Annotated in this window: 14 protein-coding genes; 13 read left to right on the forward strand and 1 reads right to left on the reverse strand. The window is 36.0% G+C overall.

Annotation, left to right across the window (positions count from 1 at the left end):
- The first annotated feature begins 5 nt into the window (after window positions 1–5).
- The 10 genes from BK577_RS11240 to BK577_RS11285 all read left to right on the forward strand — a co-directional run bounded on the left by BK577_RS11240 (window position 6) and on the right by BK577_RS11285 (window position 16682).
- Window positions 6–1337, forward strand: a complete 1332-nt coding sequence (locus tag BK577_RS11240) for an ABC transporter substrate-binding protein (protein WP_078432958.1) — start codon at window positions 6–8, stop codon at window positions 1335–1337.
- Between the two features lie 296 nt (window positions 1338–1633).
- A complete protein-coding gene (locus BK577_RS11245; protein ID WP_245823505.1) occupies window positions 1634–2554 on the forward strand; it encodes an ABC transporter permease in 921 nt (306 codons plus the stop codon).
- A 20-nt stretch (window positions 2555–2574) separates the two neighbouring features.
- Window positions 2575–3453: a carbohydrate ABC transporter permease gene (locus BK577_RS11250; RefSeq protein WP_078432960.1), complete on the forward strand. Its 879-nt coding sequence runs from the start codon at window positions 2575–2577 to the stop codon at window positions 3451–3453.
- A 49-nt stretch (window positions 3454–3502) separates the two neighbouring features.
- Window positions 3503–5107 (forward strand): ABC transporter substrate-binding protein, encoded by a 1605-nt coding sequence (locus tag BK577_RS11255; protein WP_078432961.1) that lies wholly within the window; start codon window positions 3503–3505, stop codon window positions 5105–5107.
- 146 nt (window positions 5108–5253) lie between these two features.
- Window positions 5254–6729, forward strand: a complete 1476-nt coding sequence (locus BK577_RS11260; RefSeq protein ID WP_078432962.1) for a glycoside hydrolase family 32 protein — start codon at window positions 5254–5256, stop codon at window positions 6727–6729.
- 14 nt (window positions 6730–6743) lie between these two features.
- Window positions 6744–7709: a carbohydrate kinase family protein gene (locus tag BK577_RS11265; protein ID WP_425435929.1), complete on the forward strand. Its 966-nt coding sequence runs from the start codon at window positions 6744–6746 to the stop codon at window positions 7707–7709.
- A gap of 103 nt (window positions 7710–7812) precedes the next feature.
- Window positions 7813–11532: a GH32 C-terminal domain-containing protein gene (locus BK577_RS11270; protein ID WP_078432963.1), complete on the forward strand. Its 3720-nt coding sequence runs from the start codon at window positions 7813–7815 to the stop codon at window positions 11530–11532.
- A 118-nt stretch (window positions 11533–11650) separates the two neighbouring features.
- Window positions 11651–12436, forward strand: coding sequence for an NAD-dependent epimerase/dehydratase family protein (locus BK577_RS11275; protein WP_078432964.1), 786 nt, complete (start codon window positions 11651–11653; stop codon window positions 12434–12436).
- A gap of 360 nt (window positions 12437–12796) precedes the next feature.
- Window positions 12797–14590, forward strand: a complete 1794-nt coding sequence (locus BK577_RS11280; RefSeq protein ID WP_078432965.1) for an ABC transporter ATP-binding protein — start codon at window positions 12797–12799, stop codon at window positions 14588–14590.
- Window positions 14577–16682, forward strand: coding sequence for an ABC transporter ATP-binding protein (locus BK577_RS11285; protein WP_078432966.1), 2106 nt, complete (start codon window positions 14577–14579; stop codon window positions 16680–16682). The genes BK577_RS11280 and BK577_RS11285 overlap by 14 nt, the downstream gene beginning before the upstream one ends.
- 34 nt (window positions 16683–16716) lie before the next feature.
- Here BK577_RS11285 and BK577_RS11290 read toward each other — a convergent pair whose 3' ends face one another.
- Window positions 16717–17643, reverse strand: coding sequence for an AraC family transcriptional regulator (locus BK577_RS11290; protein ID WP_245823463.1), 927 nt, complete (start codon window positions 17641–17643; stop codon window positions 16717–16719).
- A gap of 188 nt (window positions 17644–17831) precedes the next feature.
- Between BK577_RS11290 and BK577_RS11295 the strand changes: the two genes are divergently transcribed.
- The 3 genes from BK577_RS11295 (at window position 17832) to BK577_RS11305 (ending at window position 22413) form a co-directional block, all read left to right on the forward strand.
- On the forward strand, window positions 17832–18518 hold the full coding sequence (locus BK577_RS11295; RefSeq protein WP_078432967.1) for a rhamnogalacturonan acetylesterase: 687 nt from the start codon (window positions 17832–17834) through the stop codon (window positions 18516–18518).
- Between the two features lie 205 nt (window positions 18519–18723).
- Window positions 18724–19749, forward strand: coding sequence for an alpha/beta hydrolase family protein (locus BK577_RS11300; protein ID WP_078432968.1), 1026 nt, complete (start codon window positions 18724–18726; stop codon window positions 19747–19749).
- A gap of 381 nt (window positions 19750–20130) precedes the next feature.
- Entirely contained in the window at window positions 20131–22413 is a 2283-nt protein-coding gene (locus BK577_RS11305) for a helix-turn-helix domain-containing protein (RefSeq protein ID WP_169908223.1), read from the forward strand.
- Window positions 22414–22544: the final 131 nt, after the last annotated feature.

Genomic DNA, 22544 nt, shown 5'->3' on the forward strand with positions numbered 1-22544 from the left:
ATGCTATGAAAAAAAGAGTTGTCATTATTGGTTTTATTCTTTTCATAATAGCGAGTGCCGGATACCTCTTTTCTCTTTTTCTTACTTATACTAAAGACCAGAATAATATCCAAGAGGAGAGTCAAGAAAAAATTCAACTTCAGTTTTGGAGAAATTATGGAACAAAATCAGAGAATGATGCTTATAAGAAGCTAATTACATCATTTGAGAAGGAACATCCTCACATAGAAATCAATATGGTTTCAGTTCCTTATGGAGATTATGAATTAAGGTTACGAACTGAAATTGCAGCAGGCAGTCCTCCGGATATTATGTCAATAGATAGTCCTAACCTTGCTCTTTATGCACATTCCGGTTCGCTATTGTCTATCGACCAATGGATGAAATCAGAAGGTAATATTGATGATATTCCACCTTCTACCATGGAAGGTTTAAAGTATAACGGCGAAATCTATTTATCACCGGTAGTTGAATCCGGAGTCGCATTATTTTATAATATCCGTTTGTTCAAGCAAGCCGGCATTCCATTACCTTCACAAGATCCGCATAAACCTTTGACATGGACAAAGGTGCTGGAAATTGCTAAAAAACTCAATGATCCAACTCATGAGGTCTTTGGAATAGATCCTGCCCAAGGATTTAGCGACGGAGAATCTCCAGCTTATTTTAAGCTCCCGCTATTATGGCAATTTGGTTCAGATGTGTTAGACCTGGAGGCAAATACAGCAGATGGATATTTAAATTCTGATCAAGCTTTAGAGGCATTACAATTTTATCAAAATCTTTATCATACACATAAAGTGGCTGCTGTTGAATTGCCGCCGGATCCGTTTGTCTCAGGGCATCTTGCTATGTCTGTAATGGGCTCTTGGACTTTAGCTGATTTTGAAAAGAACTTTCCGGAATTTAAGTTAGGAGAAGACTTTGGAGTTGCACCATTACCTAAAGAAGCGTATCAAGTTACTCCAAATGGAGGATGGGCTCTTGGGATTTCAACAAAATCCAAGCACCCTCTGGAAGCATGGGAATTTATTAAATATATAACAAGCTTTGAGGGGTCAGTGAAATATGTCGAAATGACAGGAGACTTGCCTGCAAGATACTCGGTAGCAGAAGAATTTCCGGAACTTAATAATTATCCGAAAAACATTTTTGTTCAACAAACCCAAAACTTTTCAAAAAATCGGCCGGTTACTCCAGTGTATCCTGTAATCAGTGATGCCATAAAGGATCTATTTGAAGATGTTGGTATAGGTGGAAAGGATGTAGAATCATCTGCAAATGAAGCAGTTGAAAAAATAAATAAGAGTTTACAAGATGTTAAAAGTAGTGAGTGAGGTTGTCTTATGGACAACCTCTTTTTGTTGTGTAAGAATCCAAAAATTTTATATATCAAGATCCAAAGATATTAAAATAATCCCTTTTAACCATTTGATATAGTTGAAATCACAAAGATAAGAAAAAAGAATGACGAAACAAAATGTTGAAGGGATTTGGTTTTACAGTAATTTTTGAAATCGCTTACCGAACCCGGTTACAACTAATTAAAAAGTCATTTCATTTTCTAAAGGGGGTTAATAGATTGCAAGATTTAACAAATGTGAAGAGTGATACCCAACTACCAGTTCAGGCTGTGAAAAACACAAAACTTAAAAGCAATATTGAGTATATCAAAAAGAATTATTTCCTTTACTTACTTATTGCTCCCGCTGTTATTCTTACGATTGTTTTTAAGTATGTTCCCATGTACGGAGCAATCATTGCCTTTAAAGATTTTAGTACGATTAAAGGAATTTTAGGAAGTGAGTGGGTAGGATTTAAGCATTTTGAGGATTTTCTAACCTCTCCAAATTTTGAAGTCATTTTTATGAGTACCCTTAAGCTTAGCTTGTACGGATTACTACTTGGTTTTCCAGTTCCGATTATTTTAGCCTTGATGCTAAATCAAGTTAGAAGAAACGCCATTAAGAAAAATGCTCAACTGATTCTGTATGCACCAAACTTTATTTCAGTTGTTGTTATAGTCGGGATGCTCTTTATTTTCTTATCTCCTACAGGACCAATTAATCATATCATTTCATTTATGACTGGAAAGCCCGTTATGTTCATGTCAGAGCCGGAATACTTCAGATCAATTTATATTTTGTCTGGAATTTGGCAAGCGGCAGGCTGGTCGTCCATCGTTTATGTGGCAGCATTAGCAAATGTTGACCCTGAGCTTCATAATGCAGCAACAATTGATGGTGCAAATATTTTACAGCGAATCATTCATATTGATTTGCCAACGTTGAAACCGCTAATGGCGATTATTTTCATTCTAGGCGCAGGTGGAATTATGGCGATTGGTTTTGAGAAGGCTTACTTAATGCAAACTTCGATGAATATACCGGCATCTGAGATTCTTCCAACCTATGTTTATAAAGTAGGATTACAAGCCGGGGATTATGCTTATTCAACAGCTGTTGGACTCTTTAATTCTGTTATTAATGTCATATTGCTCGTTGTCGTGAATTTCGTTGTGAAAAAGTTAAATGAAGGTGAAGGACTATATTAGGTTGAAAGGAGGATTTTACAATGATTAAGCACACACGAATAGATCGAATGATTTTATCTTTAAATAGTATTTTCTTATGTTTAGCGGTTCTCGTTGTTTTAGTTCCCTTGGTTTACGTCGTTATTGCATCCTTTATGGACCCTACAGTTTTACTGAACAAAGGTTTATCTTTTAATATCTCTGATTGGAGTCTTGAGGGGTACAAGCGGATATTATCAGATGATGCGATGGTGAGAGGGTTTTTAAATGCCATTCTATACTCTGTTGGGTTTTCAATTATTACAGTTGTTGTCTCTGTATTTGCGGCTTTTCCTTTATCAGTTCAGGGTTTTGTAGGAAAAAATGTATTTATGACGCTATTCCTTATCACAATGTTTTTTAGTGGAGGATTGATTCCTACTTATTTAGTTGTCAAAGATTTAGGAATGTTAAATACGATTTGGGCGATTTTGCTCCCCGGAGCTGTGAATGTGTGGAATATTATCCTGGCAAGAACCTATTTCAAGGGAATTCCACATGAATTACATGAAGCAGCAAAGGTTGATGGGGCTTCAGATTTACTTATCTTTTTCAAAATTGTGTTACCGCTTTCTAAACCGATCATCTTTGTACTGGCCCTTTATGCTTTTGTTGGCCAGTGGAACTCATATTTTGATGCCATGATTTATCTTGAAGATCCAAACCTGCATCCACTTCAACTGGTTTTAAGATCAATCTTAATTCAAAACCAGGCTGAACCTGGAATGATAAGTGATCAGCTTGCTATGGCTGAATTGGCAAAAGTATCTGAAATGATTAAGTACTCAGCTATTGTTATCTCAAGTCTACCGTTAATAGTAATGTATCCATTTTTCCAAAAGTATTTTGAAAAGGGTGTTATGGTTGGTTCATTAAAATAATGAATCAATTAGAGATAAATAATAAATCTACTATTTTGGGGGTAAGTTTATGAAACATGTAAAAAAAATGGTCTACTCTACTGCTGTTGCGATGTTGCTGTTATCCGGCTGCAGCAGTAAAAATGTCTCTTCTTCTGAAGACTACGAGCTTTCTGATATCTCCTTTCCATTAAAAGAAGAGGTCACACTTAAATTTTTGACACAAAGTTCACCCTTAGCACCAAAAGATCCAAATGAAAAATTAATTTATCAAAGATTAGAAGAAAAAACAGGGGTTAATGTTGAATGGAAGAACTACACAAATGATGTATTTGTAGAAAAAAGAAATTTAGCGATAGCAAGTGGAGATCTCCCTGACGCAATTATGGATGCCGGTTATGGAGACTATGATTTATTAAAACTAGCAAAAGATGGGGCCATTATTCCTGTTGAAGATTTGATCGATCAATACATGCCAAATCTTCAAAAAGTACTAGAAGCAGCACCTGAATATAGAGCCATGATGACGGCTCCTGACGGGCATATTTATTCTTTTCCATGGATTGAAGAACTAGGTACAGGGAAAGAAAATATTCACTCTGTTGATGATTTTCCGTGGATTAATGTCGAGTGGTTAGACAAATTAGGATTGGAAATGCCAACAACAATAGAGGAATTAAAAGAAGTACTGAAAGCTTTTAAAACACAGGATCCAAATGGAAATGGTGAAGCAGACGAAATTCCGATGTCATTTATTATTAATCACGGCGGTGAGGATCCGGCCTTTTTATTCGGCTCTTTTGGACTTGGGGACAACTGGGATCATACAGTTGTAAGCAATGAAGGTGAAGTATTATTTACAGCTGCAGATGAAGGCTACAAAGAAGCAATCTCCTATTTTAGTGATTTATATAAAGAAGGATTAATAGATGTAGAAGCATTTGAACATGATTGGAATAACTATTTAGCCAAAGGAAAAGATGAACGTTATGGCATGTATTTCACTTGGGATAAAGCAAATATTACAGGTATGAATGAAAAATATGAGCTAATGTCTCCATTAGCAGGTCCTGATGGTCATGTGAATGTGGCAAGAACAAATGGTATGGGCTTTGACCGCGGAAGAATGGTCATTACAAGTGCAAATAAAAACCTGGAACTTACAGCCAAGTGGATTGATCAATTATATGACCCACATCAATCTGTCCAAAACAACTGGGGGACATATGGTGATGAATCACAACAAAATATTTTTGAATTTGATGAAGCAGCTGGTATGTTAAAGCATTTGCCATTAGAAGGAGCGGCACCTGTTGAAGTACGCCAAAAAACAAGCATTAACGGACCTTTGGCGATCCTAGATGAATATTATGACCAAGTTACAACAAAACCAGATGATGCTGCATGGAGACTGGACTTAATGAAAGAAGTAATGGTCCCACATATGAAAGCAGAAAACACGTATCCAAAAGTGTTTTTCTCACTAGAAGAGCTGGATAAACTTTCAGAAATTGAAACAGATTTATTCGCTTATGTTAATAGAAAAAGAGCGGAATGGATGACAAATGGAAAAGTAGAAGAAGAGTGGAATGAATATTTAGCAGAGCTTGATCGTTTAGGTCTACAAGAGTGGTTGGAAATTAAACAAACGGGATATGATCGAAATCAATCTTAAAAATATAGGGAGGCTAACAATTAGCCTCTTTTGTGGATGGGGGGCGAAATCTGTCGATTGATAGAATATTGGTGAAAGTTGAAAGTTGAAATTTGATAGATTACTCTTCCAATCGTAAAAAATTCATATAAAAGGAGCTGTAAACAATGACTCAAAAATTAACTGAAAAGTACCGCCCGCAATTCCACTTTTCTCCGGAAGAAAAGTGGATGAATGACCCGAATGGAATGGTGTATTTTGAAGGTGAATACCATTTGTTTTATCAATACCATCCATCAGACACAATATGGGGGCCAATGCACTGGGGGCATGCGGTGAGTAAGGATTTAATCCATTGGGAGCATTTGCCGGTTGCCCTGTATCCTGATGAGCATGGTACCATTTTTTCAGGCAGTGCCGTTGTAGACTGGAATAATACAACAGGATTTTTTGACGACGAGCCTGGTTTAGTAGCGATCTTTACGCACCATGACACCTTTCCGGAGACAGATTCAGTCCGTCAGAGACAAAGTATAGCCTATAGCCATGACAAGGGGAGAACGTGGATAAAATACGAAGGAAATCCTGTGTTATCAGATCCTTCAATGACCGATTACCGTGATCCTAAAGTATTTTGGCATGAGCCTACAAGTAAATGGATCATGATTCTTGCAACAGGGCAATGCGTTACCTTGTATACATCTTCAAACTTAATAGATTGGGAATTTGCGAGTCAATTTGGGGACCATGATGGCTCACATGCGGGATTCTGGGAATGTCCTGATCTCTTTCCGTTACAGGTTGATCAAGATCCCAGCAATCAGAAGTGGGTCATGATCGTAAGTATTGGTGATACCGGTGAGTTTAGTGAAGGTTCAAGAACTCAATATTTTATTGGAGATTTTGATGGGACCACTTTTAAAAATGATAACGATGCAAAAAACGTGTTATGGCTTGACTATGGCAGAGATAATTATGCAGGTGTTAGTTGGTCAGATATCCCTGAGTCAGATGGTAGAAGAATTTATCTCGGATGGATGAGCAATTGGAGATATGCCAATCTTGTTCCAACGACTGATTGGCGAGGAGCGATGACACTGCCAAGAGAATTAAACTTAGTTTCAACTACTAATGGAATTCGATTAATTCAAAAACCTGTAACAGAAGTAAACAGTTTAAGAGAAAATGGTTTTCATCATGATGAAGAGGTAATAGTCAACACTCACCCGCTATCTATTACTCTTGATGATGCTTTACAGGAAATAAATATAGAAGTTGAAAACATAGATTCCTCGGTCATTGATTGTGTGATTAAACATTCAAATACAGAAGAAACGCTGATTCGATATGACACAGAAAAGGAAGAATTAACTGTTGATCGCACAAACTCAGGTGAACACAGCTTCTCATCTTCCTTTCGAGCCATACAACATGCACCATTATCAATGGTTCATAACAGGATAAAACTGCAAGTCTTCCTTGATACTTCATCAATTGAAGTATTTGCAAATGATGGAATCGCAGCAGTTACTAGTTTATTTTTTCCAACGGAAGGAAGTAAAAAACTAGAATTATCATCACAGCGTGGAAGTGTAAAAATCCACTCTCTGCAATTAACAAAACTTACATCCATTTGGGTCTGAGTAGGTTAAGGAGGTTGAACACAATAGGGCATTCAATTATTTGTATAGGTGAATTATTGATTGATTTTTTCTGTAAAGACGTGAACATTGATTTAATAGACGGACTAAATTTTGAAAAACAAGCCGGCGGAGCCCCTGCCAATGTATGTGCGACGATTGCATCTTTGGGTGGAGATGCCATGTTTTGTGGAAAGGTTGGGGCTGATCCATTTGGGTATTTCTTGAAAAAAACACTGGATACCGTGAATGTTGATACATCCATGCTTTTATTTGATAGAGAGCATCCGACCACACTGGCCTTTGTATCCTTACAAGGTAATGGTGAACGTGACTTCGTCTTTAACCGGGGAGCAGATGCGTATCTCCATGAACAGGAAATAGACAAAACGGCATTTAACCAAGCAGAAATTATTCATTTCGGATCTGCGACTGCACTATTGGAAGATCCCTTCCGCAGCACATATCTGAATATGATGAAACGAGCAAAAAAAGATAGGAAGTTTATTTCGTTCGATCCTAATTATAGAAAAGATTTATGGAAAGAACGCAGACCGCAATTTATCGAATTCACTAAAGAAGCGATCGCTTTAGCTGATTTTGTGAAGGTAAGTGAAGAGGAAATAGGGATTATCACGGAAAAACATGATGTAAGAGCAGGAATAGATGACCTTCATCAATTAGGAGCATCCATTATATCCGTTACATTAGGAAAGACCGGGACTCTTGTATCGAATGGAAACAGAAAAGAGCTTATTCCAAGTATTGAAGTAAATGCGATAGATTCAACCGGAGCCGGTGATACATTTGTAGGAGCTGCTTTATTTCAAATCGCAAAAAAGAAAAATCCCCATGATATCGTCCATTCTTTTCAAGACTTAAAAGATATCATTTTATTTAGCAATAAGATTGGGGCATTTACATGTACTCAAATAGGGGCAATATCTGCTGTGTCTAAATTACAATCCAATTTTTGTGTATGAGAGGACATGAAGTGAATATGAAAGGGATGAAGGAACGTTGCCTTAATCCCTTTTCTATTGCAAATTAATGAAAGCGTTTACTATATTAAAGGAGCTGTGATGAATGAAGAATATTAAAAAGACGAAGCTCGTGATTCTGCTTGTATTTGTTTTTTCAATCATTTATATGGATCAGCATTTTCAAGTACAGGCAACAGAACAAAATGCAGCAATCTTTGGATATATACCTATAACCGGTTCCTGGATGCAGGAGAATAATGGTGTAATCAGAGGAAAGAGTGATAAGAAACAACCAGGACTCATCTTATCATCAACAGAGGTCGGAAATTTATTTATCTATGAAGCAACGGTGAAACTTAAGTCCTCATCTTCCGGCTCACTTGTTTTTAGAGCAAATAAAATGGGAACGGAAGGATACATGCTACGTATAGATTCAAAGAAAAACAGTGTTCAATTAGTTGATATTAACTCAGGTAAACGTATTGGAGAGCAAATAAAGAAGCAGTTAAAAGAAGATGTCACTTATAAGATAAAAATAGCAGCGGATGGTCCATCAATTAAAGTATTCTTGAATGATAGAATCGTTGCCGATATAAAAGATTTTAAACATTCAAAAGGATTTACCGGCTTTAACATTGATCATGGTACAGCAGAATTTAGTCAAGTTTTTGTTCATGAGGTGAAAACAAATCTAACCGAATGGGCAATGACAGATCAATGGTCGGCAACTACACAAGGGTTAGCAGGGAATGCTAGATTAAATGAAAACATCTATGCTTTAACAAAAACAAAGGTAACCGATTTTAACTTTGAAGCGAATGTGATGATTAATGACAAAAGTGGTATCGGAACATTACTTTTTAGAGCAGATCAAAAAGGTTTGCAAGGATATGGCTTGCAAATAGATGCTGATAAAGATCAAATTCGACTGGTGGATACAAAACGTAATAAAGTTATTTCACATTATAACGAAACGATTGATACAGGATCGCTTTATCACATTAGAGTAAAAGCGATAGGAAAATCATTACATATATTCTGGCAGAATAGCTCCAATCCGATTATTACGGCTCAAGATCCAATCTATGATCAAGGTCTAGTAGGGCTTAAGGTTAGTAATGGAAATGTTGTGTTTCAGAATATTCAGGTGAGTGATGTATCTACGAACTTAGAGGGATGGCAAACACATAATGGGGAATGGCTTCCACATTTTGAAGGGATTATGGGCAAAAGTCCTGAATCAGAAAACACTTATTATATGGCAGAATCCGAGGAAGCGGATTTTATTTTGGAAGGTGATTTAAAGGTAGATCCTTCGACTCCATATGGTACTGCCGGCATTGTTTTTCGTGCAAATTCAGATGCAACAAAAGGGTATATGATAAAGCTGGATCCTAATTTAAATCAGGTCCGTTTATTAGATCTACGCGGAGATCGAACAATTGGCCTTGCTGAGAGAAAGATTGAAACAGGTAAGACCTATCATTTTGAGATCCATGCAAAAGGTCCAACAATGAACGTGTATTTAGATGGATATGCGGTGCCTGTGATCGCAGAACAAGATTCAACATATTCCAGTGGGAAATTTGGTTTAAATGTGTATAATGGTTCAGCATATTTTCAACATGTTTATGCAACCAAATTCGATCAATATTATGAAGAGCTCTATCGACCTCAGTATCATTATACACAGGCCAGAGGTGCAGCCAGCGATCCGAATGGCTTGGTTTATTATGAAGGGGAATACCATCTTTTTCACCAAGATGGTGGTAAATGGGCACATGCAGTTAGTACAGATTTAGTTCATTGGAAGCGATTACCTATCGCTATTCCTTGGAATGAAATGGGGCATGCATGGTCCGGTTCTGCTGTTGTGGATAAGGATAATGTTTCAGGTTTATTTAATGAAGAAGGCTCGGGATTAATTGCTTTTTATACATCTTTTAATCCAGCTAAACATAATGGTGATCAAAAGGTTGGTGTAGCTTATAGTCGGGATAAAGGAAGAACATGGGAGTTTTATGATGGAAATCCGATCATACCGAATATAGGTGAATTCTACGGTGGGGAAGGCTGGGACTTCCGTGATCCGAAAGTTGTTTGGGATGAGGACCATAATCAATGGGTGATGGTCATTTCAGGTGGAGATCATATTCGTTTCTTTACGTCTAAGGATTTATTGAATTGGGAGATGATTGACTCATTTGGCTATGGAGATTATGTCAGAGGCGGAGTATGGGAATGTCCGGACTTTTTTCAGCTTCCTGTTGATGGTGATAACGGAAAGAAAAAGTGGGTACTCTCAATCAGTACCGGGGCAAATCCAAATACAAACGGCTCTGATTCTGAGTACTTTATCGGAACGTTTGATGGAAAACAATTCGTAAGTGACCATCCAGCTGGTGTTGTCTTAAAAAATGAATTTGGAAAAGAAATGTATGCTGCGATGTCTTTTTCTGATATCCCAGCTTCAGATGGTCGAAGAATTTCTTTAGGATGGATGAGTAACTGGGATTACCCATTTAGCTTCCCGACTTCTCCTTGGCAGGGACAAATGTCAATACCACGTGAAGTGATGTTAAAAACTGTACCTGGTGAAGGTGTTCGTTTAGTTCAACAACCGATAGAAGAATTAAAACAGTTAAGAGGAAGTCATACATCCTGGAGTAACAAGCTTGTAAAACCTAATACGGCTAACTTACTCTCAGAAATGAGGGCTACAGCATTTGAAATCGTAGCGGAAATTGAATTACCGGAAAATAACAGAGCGGAGGAATTTGGGTTTCGGCTAAGAAAATCAGATACACAACAAACAGATGTTGGCTACAATGTAACAAATTCAAAAGCGTTCTTTGATCGATCAAAATCTGGAGAAACCGACTTTTCTGAGAAATTTTCTACACGACATGAAACGAACGTCAAACCAGATAATAATCGAATAAAAATGCGAATGTATGTAGATGAATCATCTGCAGAAGTATTTGTGAATGACGGTCAGGCCGTGTTCTCAAATGTTATCTTTCCGGACGGTGCCAGTGATGAAATGAGCTTCTATTCAAAAGGTGGCGATGTGAAAATTTTATCATTGGAAATTTATCCATTAAGAGGAATTTGGAAGGAAGCATCAAATAACAGTACGACAACTAACAGGATCGTTATGGATCACCAAAAGCTTGCACTAAGAGTAGGTGAGACACATAAGCTCTCAGCGGTTGGGCTTCCTTATTCTGATAAAAATCAAAAATTAAACTGGAGATCAAGCAATCCATCCATCGTTGAAGTGAAAAAAATAGATCATAACAATTCTGAGATTAAAATAGTTGGACATGGAAGATCAATGATTACTGCTACTACGAAAAATGGAAAAGTGGTGGGAACAACAATAGTAGAAAGTAAAGCATCCTTTCATATTGTAGATGCAAAAAGCGGGAAGGTATTATCTGTTGAGGGGACATCAAATGGATCGAAAGTAAATATTCAACAGAAGAAAGATGCGATAGAACAAATTTGGAATATGGAAAGAAATCAATCAGGCAGCTATAAGGTTATGTCCTCCAAAAGCAATAAAGTTCTCGATGCATCGGGAATTTCAAATGGTGATGACGTGCAAATTTGGGAATACTTTGGTTATGGAAATCAACAATGGTACCTAACTCCAAATCCAGATGGCACATACACCTTCAATGCAGTTAATAGTGGGAAAGTATTAGAAGTTCCTAAAGACAGTAATGAAGATGGAACAGTTGTGGAAATTAACGAAAAAAATCCTGAGGGATCTCAAAATTGGAGACTGATTGAAACAAGTAAACCTTCGAAAGATTAAAATAATGTGATAAGGCCCTTTCAGCTGAAAAGTTATGAAAGGGTTTTTTTGGGGTAAGAGTATGATATCGACCATATTTCACACTCTATAACTAAAACGTCTAAAAGTAGGTGAAAGAATGAAAAAGAAGGTAACGATCATCGGTGGAGCAGGGACAATAGGAAGTATATTAGTGAACGGTCTGTCTGATACATATGACTTTGTTATTCTTGATAAAAATGTACACTCTACTTCATTACCATGTCATGCTATTGAAGTAGATGCAACAAACTATCAAGACTTACTGGATAATATACCAAAAGATACGGAAGCAATTATAAACTTATTAACGATTAAATCAAAAGATGATTTAAAGAATATTGACCAATTTCATAAAATGACAAACATACACTTTGTAGCTTCATTTTATCTATTACACGCAGCCGTTGCACTAGGAATAAAGAAGCTCGTCTATGCAAGCAGCAATCACGCAACAGATTACTATGAAAAAGATGGACGTTCAACATTAGATAGAAAAATTACAATTCATGATTACCCTTTTTCAAGAGGACTATACGGTGTATTAAAGCTTGCATCAGAAAATATAGGACATATCTTTGCAGGAGAAAAAGAAAATAATTTGTCTGTCATCAACTTACGAATCGGCAGTGTATTAAAGGATGAATATGAATCAGTAAAAAAACAACAAAGATTGCACCATACCTTACTATCACATGAGGATACGATACAGCTTTTTCACTTGGCTCTTCAATCGACGGTAAAATACGGAACTTATTACGGTGTTTCCGATAACCCGAATAAACCATGGTCAACAGAAAATGCATGGGAGGAATTAGGGTTTTCATCAGATGTTAATGCAGTTGATGTATTGAATAGGAACATAGAAGGGCTGGAAAAGGGTTGAAGAAGATGCGGAGACTTAAAGTTTGGTTGAATTATCTTAAATGTAACCGTAATCACGCTTGAAGTTGGTCGAATTGCATGAAATGTAACCGTAATCATCGTAAAAAGTGGTTGAAAAGGAGTACTTTGCTCGGAGGTTGGTTGAATTCTGCTAAATGTAATCGTAATCACAAAAGAAGTTGGTCGAATCCTATAAAATGTAACCGTAATCACCATCAAAAGTGATTGATAAAACCGTAATGACTAACAGCAGTCTTTCTGCAGAGCAAAATAATCCATATAACATGATGTGGAAATCCATTGTTAATTACTTAAAGAAGGAGTAACCTTAACACTACTATAAGTAAGAAGGTGGGGTTTGGTGAAAAAGCGATCGCTATTTACGGAGTATTTTCTCCAACACAAATGGGAGTATATGCTGGGAGCAGTGTTATTAACAATTTCTCTGGCTCTTCAATTAATGGTTCCTTTGGTGTTAGAGGAGTTTACGAATGGAATTCAATATGCCACGATCACAGCAAGTGATCTGATGGAGTTAGCTGTTTACTTTATTTGGTTAGGTCTGGGAATTTTCGTTTTTCGTTCTTGCGGCCGCATTTATATTTTCCGTTTATCAAGAATGCTTGAACGTGATTTGCGTACCCGGTTATTTCAACATTGGGAGAAGCTTCCTGCGGAATATTATCAAAATCAAAGAATCGGTAATCTGATGGCTCATGCTGTAAACGATGTGAATGTGCTTCGTCAAATTGGGATGCAAGGTGTTTTTCAAATGATTGAAGCATTTATTTTAATAACGATTGGTATTTTCCTTATGGCAGGTACGATTAATTTGTACCTTACTTTACTCGTCTTCATTCCATTGCCGGCCTTAACATACCTGGCCTACCGTTTCCGAATAAAAATTCGCATGCATTCAACGAAGGTGCAGGAAGCCATCGGTACGATAACAAGCCGTGTGCAAGAGTTTTGTACCGGAATAAGGGTCATTAAAACGTATGTTCAAGAGCAGGAAGAAATGAAAAAGTTTATGAAGGAAAATGATCAAAACATAAAGGCGAATCAACAACTGATCCGTGCAAATTCACTTTTCACTTCACTTAGTCAGGGAATTGTAGGACTTAGTTACTTACTATCTATCGTGTTTGGCTCTATTTTGGTCATGCGGGGTACGATTACGCTTGGAGAATTTGTTGCATTTAATACATACCTGTCCCTGCTTATTTCACCAATAGAAAACCTTGGAAAAGTGATCAATTTATTTCAACAAGGAAAAGCTGCTGATCAACGATTATCTGAAGTGCTTGCTACAGAGCCAGCCATTAAAGATGAAAGAGATGTTATTCCTGTTATGGCTCTGAGTGGAGACATTGATATCAAAAATCTATCCTTTCAGTATCCAAACAGCCAACTAGAAGCTCTTCATAATATTAATTTATCAATTAAAAAAGGAACAAGTTTAGGAATTGTTGGGAAAATTGGCAGTGGGAAATCGACCTTAGTCAATCTTCTATTACGACTATATAATCCACCTAAAGGCACCATTTTTATTGATCAATACGATATACGAAAACTCCCACTTCATGTTTTAAGATCTTCAATAGGATACGTCCCGCAAACGAACTTTCTTTTTTCTTCTACTATTCAAGATAATATTGCCTTCGATCCAAAAGATTATCAAACGAAACATGTTTTTCGAGCAGCTCGGCAGGCTGAAGTTTATGCAGATATTCAAGGGTTTACTGAAGGTTTTCAAACGGCATTAGGGGAAAGGGGACTTTCATTATCAGGTGGTCAAAGACAACGGGTTAGTATAGCTCGTGCATTAATAAAAAATTCACCCATCTTAATATTTGATGATAGTTTAAGTGCTGTTGATGCAAAAACGGAGGAAAGGATTCTATACACTTTGAAAGCGGAAATGAAGGAGAAAACTTCGATCATGATCAGTCACCGTATTTCAACGATACAGCATGCCGATCAAATTATTGTAATGGATAAAGGGCAAATTGTTGAACAAGGTACACATGAAACACTGCTTAGAAAAAATGGGATCTATAAAAATATGTATGTTCAGCAATCAAATGAAATGGTCATGGAAACCTCAAACGAAAGAACAATTCGTTTAAAGAAGTGGGGGAATGAACATCGCTAATATGAGCGACCGTCAGTTATTAGGAAGAATGCTTGGTTTTGCAAAGCCATATTGGAAAAGAATTATCTTATCTATTTTTATCACAGGGTTGATTGTCATTGCTAGCCTCGCCCAGCCTTATATTATTAAAGTAGCGATAGACACGTATATAAATGGAATCTACTCACCGATGGTTGTCGTAAGTCAGGATGAGGCAGATGATATGAAAAACAGGTTGAATCATCTTGATGTGAAGTTTCAGGAAACGGCTAGCTTAGAAGAAAAAGTATATATTAGATTACCAGGTTCTAAAAATGAACAGGAGATCCAAGACTTAGAGAAGGCAGCAATTGTTTCAATTGAGAATACTCATTATCTGGTTCAAGGCTGGAATGAAGGATTATCAAAGGCAGAGGAATATCAACTCCATTCATCGACTAATCAAATAGAAATTGATGGGGAGCTATTTCCGGTCAATCATTTGAGTCAGGCGGAAATGAATCAATTTCGAGACCAAGATTATACAGGCCTGCTAATATTGGGGGCGATTTATTTTATTCTCATCGCTAGTTCTGCTGTTCTTACCTTTTATCAGCAAAATACGCTGCAATATACTGGACAGTCAATTATATATGATATTAGAGAGACTATTTTTAAGCACCTTTCGAAAATGTCGATTTCTTTTTATGGAAAGCATCCAATCGGAAGATTAGTCACAAGAATTACCCATGATGTAGAGGCTCTCAATCAATTATATTCACAGGTTATTGTTAACTTAATTAAGGAAATTCTTATTCTTTTAGGCATTATATTGATCATGTTACATCTGAGTGTAAAGCTTACATTAGTTAGTTTGATTGTCATACCGGCTGTTATGATTACAACCATTTATTTTAAAACGGTTATGAGAAAGGCACAGCGAAAAATACGCCTTATTTTATCAAAGCTTAATTCGTTTCTTGCTGAAAATTTATCAGGTATGAGTATTATCCAGCTATTTGTTCGAGAAGAAAAACAGCTTGAACAATTTAATGAGTTGAATGAACGTCATTATAAAGCTGGAATGCGACAGACGATTTTAAATTCGATTTTTAATCCCTCCATTGGTTTTTTTGGTAATCTTTCTCTTGCATTACTTGTTTGGTTTGGAGGAAGAAATGTTTTGGAAGGTGCTATAACTTTTGGTATTGTGTATGCCTTTACACATTATGTTAGGCAATTTTTCGAGCCGCTAAGGGCACTTGCTGATCAGTTCAACCAAATTCAGTCTGCACTAGCGTCAGCAGAACGTATTTTTGAAACCTTGGACACAAAGTCAACGATCCTTAATCCTCATAATCCGAAAAAACTAGGGAGCGATATTAAAGGAGAAATCCGCTTTGACCATGTATCTTTTGCTTATAAGAATGAGGAATGGGTGTTGAAAGATATTCATTTTCATATTCAACCTGGGGAGACGGTTGGAATTGTAGGGGAAACAGGTGCAGGAAAGAGCTCGATTATTCAGCTTATTAACCGTTTTTATGACATCCAAAAGGGAAAGATTTGCCTAGATGATGTGAATATAAAGGATGTTCAACTGTCAGAGCTGAGAAAACATATCGGGATTATTCAACAAGATAGCTTTGTTTTTTCCGGAACTGTTTTTGATAATATTCGATTAAATCAGCAGGATATTACGAATGAAGACATCATTAAGATGGCGAAATCTGTCAACATTGACGCCTTTTTCCACACTTTACCAAACCAATATGAAACAGTGCTAGGTGAGCAAGGGACTGTATTATCTACAGGGCAAAATCAGCTATTATCATTTTTAAGAGCAATTATTGCCAATCCTAAAGTGTTAATCCTTGATGAAGCAACAGCAAATATTGATACAGAAACAGAAGCGGTTGTCCAAAAAACATTAAGAAAAATCTCTGAAAATCGCACCACGATCATCATTGCCCATCGGTTATCAACCATTCAGCATGCAGATAAAATTATCGTCTTAAATAAGGGGAAGATCGTGGAAATGGGGAATCATCAAGAGCTTCTAAAATCGAGGAATATGTATTATCAACTATGTAAGAGTCAGAGCAAAGCAAATCGTTCAAGAGTTCGGGTGTGAAAAAATTTGAAGGTAGGGCTTGAAGGATGAAGCTCTACCTTTTGTTTGGATGATTAGAAAGCTCTCCGCTAATCTGTTTGTGATCTTCACAATATTGAGATGGGGAAACCCCAATAATTCGTTTAAAGGTTCTGCTAAAATATAATTCATCACCATACCCAACGGTCTGGCTTACTTCTTTTATTTTTACATCAGATAAGACAAGTAGTTCTTTTGCACGGTCGATACGTAGATGTGTTAAATAATCGATCGGACTTAAGCCGATATATTTTTTGAAAAGTCTGGAATAATGGCTGGTACTCAATCCGGCAATTTGAGATAGTTCAGACAGGGTGATTGTATTTTTATAATGATTAATCATGTACTCAATTGTTCCTTCAATCGCTTTTTTGCTATCACCGCTTATCATTTGAGAGTTGAAATCTTCCACAAAGGTTAATAACAGCTCCCCAAAAACAATTCTTTTCTGCATATTAACGGTGGTCCCTTGTCTTTTTGCTAATGAGCTTAGCTGCTCAAGTAAAACCGTTACGGCGGAATGATTGCTAATTGTATAAACTCCTTTAAGCGGAAAAGGTACATCCTGTGAATGTTTAAATTGCCATACATCTTTATCCTCAAAAGCCATTGCATATGAAAAACGAACATAATAAAATTCCAATGGATTCGTACGGTATGACTTCTTATCACATACCATTTGAGGAGTGAAAATAACGAGTCTGCCTGGCTGTAATTTATGCTTCTTCCCGTTAATGACGACTTCTCCCCTTCCTTTTGTTACATACCAAAGGGAGTAATAACGCGGCCTTTTATTTTTTCGGACCCAATCAGGTGGACATGTTTTATGTCCGGCTAATAATATAGAAAAAATTAGCTTATTTAATGAAGATGAAAGGTTTCTCATGCTGTGACACAAATGACAATCCCCTTTCCAAATTACTGCATTTATCATACTATCCATACGCAAAATCCATGAAAATAGAACAAATCTTATACCTGATACATAGAATCCTAATCATACTCTTAAGATCACATAGTAATCATTAAAACATATGATTGTTTCATCTCTAAAGAGAGGTTAGACATCATCATACATATGAATGAAAATGGAAATAGGAAAATCTATATCAGAAGCTGGGGGATAAGAGAATGTCTCAAAACAAAAATCCAACCATTTTTATAGCAGGTGATTCTACTGCTTCTTCATACCCAATAGAAAGAGCTCCACAAGCAGGGTGGGGGCAGGTATTACACCAATTCTTTACTGATGATATAACCATTGCAAATGAAGCCGCATCAGGAAGAAGCTCAAAAAGCTTTATTTTAGAAAAAAGACTAACGAAAATTAATGAACATATCAAGGAAAACGATTACCTATTTATTCAATTTGGGCATAATGATTCTAAAACAGATGAAAGATTTACAGATCCATTTACAGATTTTAAACATTATTTGAAACAGTATATTCATGTAGCCAAAAAGCATAAAGCAACACCTATTTTACTAACACCTGTGCAAAGAAGAAGCTTTGATGAGTATGGAAATGTAAATGAAACACATGGCAATTATCCGGAAGCAATCCTTCAACTAGGAAAGGAAGAAAACGTTCCAGTAATCGATTTAGGAAAGAGAAGCAAAGTATATTTTGAAAACATAGGTACTGATAACACCAAAAAAATCTTTCTTTGGCTTGATCCAGGTGAACATTCTAATTACCCGAATGGACTACAAGATAACACTCATTTTTCTGAAAACGGAGCCCTTGAGGTTGCAAGATTAATAGTTGGAGGAATTCGAGATTTAGATTTACCAATTGAAAAATATCTTATATATTGAAGTAATTTTACTAATAGATTGTAGGTTATGAATTTTTTCAAAAAAGCTACAGTGGAATGGAGCGGAAGACACTCGGCTCCTGCGGGAGAAGAGGAATGGCGAGACCTCACAGGCGAAACCGAGGAGGCTTGACTTCCTCCCCGGCGAATCTTGTGTCTGGAGCGCAATGGAACGAACTAGTTTAGAAAAAGGAGGAGAGTTCACTTTGTTAAATCCCGATGACTTTCTTGAAAATTTATATAATGACACTGTTCCAAAAGCAAAAGTTTATGACCAACAATGGCAAGAACAAACAAAATCTAAATTTGAACAATTGATTGGTCGTTTTCCATACCCAGAAGAAACTTCATTGAATCCTAAACTTATAGAAAAAACGGAAAAAGATGAATATTGGCGTTTAAAAATAGAAATAACAACTATCGGCCAGCTACGGTGTCCCACTTATGTCCTTCTCCCGAAGAAAGAAACAAACACAAAAGTCCCTGCCATACTTGCTCTTCATGGTCATGGCTATGGAAATAAAGAAATGGTTGGGTTAAATCATAATGGAACTGAAATTGAAGGAGAGCCGGGCATTCATACGAATTGTGCAATAGAACTTGTACAAAAAGGGATGGTTGTTGTTGTACCAGAGTTAATTGGGTTTGGTGAACGAAAGCTGGCAAAAGATGCTGAATCTAGCGAGCCTAGTAGTAGTTCATGCTTTTCAATTGCAAGTCAATTGCTATTAATGGGGAAAACGATAGCCGGATTGAGGGTGTTTGAATGTAGAAGAGTCATAGATTACATACAAACGATTGATATGGTTGATCAAGACAGAATTGGTTGTTTTGGTTTTTCTGGCGGAGGTCTTGTAGCAGCCTTTACCTCAATCGTCGATGAACGGATAAAAGCCACTGTTCTTTCCGGCTATACCAATACATTTAAAGGCAGCATCATGGATCGAAATCACTGCCTTGATAATTATATTCCAGGAATTTTACAACTAGGTGAAATGCCTGAGTTGTTGGGGTTACTTACACCAAGACCTTTGTTTATTGAGTCAGGAAAAAATGATACAGTATTTCCAATTAATCATGCAAAAGAAGCGTTAGAAACCATTAATGAAATTTACAGAAGGTTTAATGCGGAAAATCAGATAGATCAACACTTTTTTGATGGAAAGCACGAAATATGTGGTGACAAGTCCTATAACTGGCTTTTAAAAAACTTGGCAGGATCTAATGAATAGAAGTGATTCCACAACATTTTATATGAAGATAGTAAAGAAGGTAAAAAGGGCATCCTATCTAGACCGGCTCTTTTTACTTTGTAATCTGTCGATTTTTTTTTATATAATCATTACGTTATGTCATGTTCACTAGATCACTTTATTATATGGAACCCTATTTTCATACATTAATTTGATCTAACTGTTTTGATGATTATAGCGATAATGTTAAAAATAAAGTAGGTTTTATGTAAGCGTTATCAAAAGAAAGATCAATAAAGGAGGTATTTAATTGTGAAAATGGCAGTATATGTGAGTAACAGCATATTGACATTAAAAATAGTGGAATCATATAATGATAACTAATGTAAGCGTTTTATCGGTAGGGAAGAGGTGATGATGTTGAAACAAAAACCAAAATATTTTTATCGCATTTTTTTACCTTTTGTTTTAGCAGGTACTCTTGTTGTGATCTTATTTAATGGCTTTGCGTATTTTTTTACCAAGGCTTCATTTGAAGAGAAGATTATTTTGGAGAAGCAGGAAAATGTTGTTCAAATCATGAATACGCTCGAACAGAAAATGCAAACATTAGATTATTCACTTAATTCCTATGTTCATGATTCCTCATTTAAGCAATATATTAAAGAACCTTTAACCGTAAAGAATTTTGATATTTATCAAGCAATTGATAAACAATTAAACTACATTTCTTCATTCGGACCAAGTCAAACAACCATAGAATTAGTAAGCTTACAAGGAAACTGGAAGATAAATCAATACGGATTAAAAGCAGTTACTAAAACAGAAATGGATTACATTGTATCAAATTATATGTCACTTCCACACCCCTCTACATGGTTGAAGGAAGAAAATGTGGAAAATGAGATTAAGCTTATCAAACAAACCCCCTATTATCAGTCAACAAAAAACGGCGTTCTCATAGTACATATCCCATTAAAGTCATTATCAAGTCTAATCTATAATCAGGCTGAATCAAATCCTGTCTATATTTATAATCAAGATGGAATATTAATCTATCAAAATGATGCAGAACCACAGGAAAAAGAAATTAAGCATAATATTATTTCTGACTTAGTAAATCACCACCAAGGACAAGCTGGGATCTATCCAGTTGATACACAACAAAAAGACCAATATAAATTGGTTTATTCAAAATCAGGATACAATGGATGGTTATATGTTACAAAAATAAAAGATTCAGAGTTTACTGAGGCAATGAAACCAACCATTATTGGAACTATTTTGATGAGTGTTTTTATGCTATCAGTGACAATAATTATAGGTTATGTTAGCTCCGACTACTTTTCTAAACCAATTCGTGAACTGCAGAAATTCATCCCTAAAATGCAAAAAAATGATTATAAAGATGAATTTGAGCTTATCGGAAGTTCGATTCGTGAAGTTATAAATAAAAATCAGTCCCTTGAAAATGTAATTACAAGCCAGCATGAACAATTAAAAACATTATTTATGTTGAATCTTTTTCACGGACGTATGAATGAGCAGGAAATTCAAGAGCAACTGCAGGATTTTAAGTTCCAACAAAAGTGGAAAAGTTTGTATGTTCTTGCTATTCAATTTGATCATCTTGAAAACAATAATTATTCAAGAAAGGACAAAGACGTCCTCTTATTTTCAATCAATCAGCTCGTTTCTGACATTATTAGTAAGGATGAGCAGTTATCACCGGCTGTTATTGATTCAAGAACGCAAGCAACCATTTTACTTTGCCAAAACGAGGATACTGATCAGCATATATTAGTCATAAACAATTATATGGAAAGAATTCAAAAAGTGGTGAAAGAGATTTTTAATTTGACAGTTAGTGTAGGTATAAGTAGCCCATTTAAAGATTTAGGAGACAGTAAACTTGCACTTCAACAAGGAATTGAAGCCCTTAAGTACCGCTTAAAGGTAGGAAAAGAATCGATTATTTTTTATGAAAGTGTTTCAGCTATTTTTAATAGCAATGAAATTAAGACATATTTTCCGAAAATTCTTGAAAATCAGTTGTTCGATTCAATTAAATTAGGAGAAAACAAAAAAGCAAAAGAAACGCTACATCAACTGCTTGCAGATTTGTTTAAAAATAATCATAATCCTCATGAACTTGAAGTTAATATTATGCGGTTTATCAATGATTTAGTTAGTTTTATGCACGTGTTGGGTATGAACACTTTAATTATTGAGGATCATAAAACATTGTATAATGCCATTTCAGAAATGAAAACTTCCGAAGAAATTGAAATGTTTGTAAAACATAAAATCGTATATCCTATGATCAATGCGATTACTGAACGTACTGATTATCAATATAAAACGATCTCAGATAAAATTGTTCATATTATTCAAAATGAATTTGATACAGAACTTTCTTTAGAAAATATAGCAGCCCGTCTTCATTATAATAAAAATTATTTAAGTAGTATTTTTAAGAAGGAGTTCAATCAATCGTTTAGTGAATATCTTGCATTGTATCGATATGATATGGCGAAGAAATGGCTGAAAGAAACAGATATGTCAGTAAAGAAAATCTCGGAAAAGCTGCAATATAATAATTCTCAAAATTTTATCCGTTCCTTCCGTAAATATGAAGGAATAACACCGGGGAAATATAGGGAATTGCATTGTGGTGAGACATTGGTTTATAAGAAAAGTTGATGAAAGTTTCTTTTTGTTTCAAAATAATAGAGTGTATAAGAAACATCCCCTTTATACAATTTGTAATTTGAACATTGTAGGGGATGTTTTTACTATGTAAAGCGCTCCGTTATATTCTATAGTAAAGCCTT

It is taken from the genome of Metabacillus halosaccharovorans (assembly GCF_002019635.1).
Lineage (GTDB): Bacteria > Bacillota > Bacilli > Bacillales > Bacillaceae > Metabacillus > Metabacillus halosaccharovorans.

Coding starts and splice junctions, on each gene's coding strand:
- BK577_RS11240 (WP_078432958.1), top strand. CDS start 6: ATGAAAAAAAGAGTTGTCATTATTGGTTTTATTCTTTTCATAATAGCG.
- BK577_RS11250 (WP_078432960.1), top strand. CDS start 2,575: ATGATTAAGCACACACGAATAGATCGAATGATTTTATCTTTAAATAGT.
- BK577_RS11255 (WP_078432961.1), top strand. CDS start 3,503: ATGAAACATGTAAAAAAAATGGTCTACTCTACTGCTGTTGCGATGTTG.
- BK577_RS11260 (WP_078432962.1), top strand. CDS start 5,254: ATGACTCAAAAATTAACTGAAAAGTACCGCCCGCAATTCCACTTTTCT.
- BK577_RS11270 (WP_078432963.1), top strand. CDS start 7,813: ATGAAGAATATTAAAAAGACGAAGCTCGTGATTCTGCTTGTATTTGTT.
- BK577_RS11275 (WP_078432964.1), top strand. CDS start 11,651: ATGAAAAAGAAGGTAACGATCATCGGTGGAGCAGGGACAATAGGAAGT.
- BK577_RS11285 (WP_078432966.1), top strand. CDS start 14,577: ATGAACATCGCTAATATGAGCGACCGTCAGTTATTAGGAAGAATGCTT.
- BK577_RS11290 (WP_245823463.1), bottom strand. CDS start 17,643: ATGGATAGTATGATAAATGCAGTAATTTGGAAAGGGGATTGTCATTTG.
- BK577_RS11295 (WP_078432967.1), top strand. CDS start 17,832: ATGTCTCAAAACAAAAATCCAACCATTTTTATAGCAGGTGATTCTACT.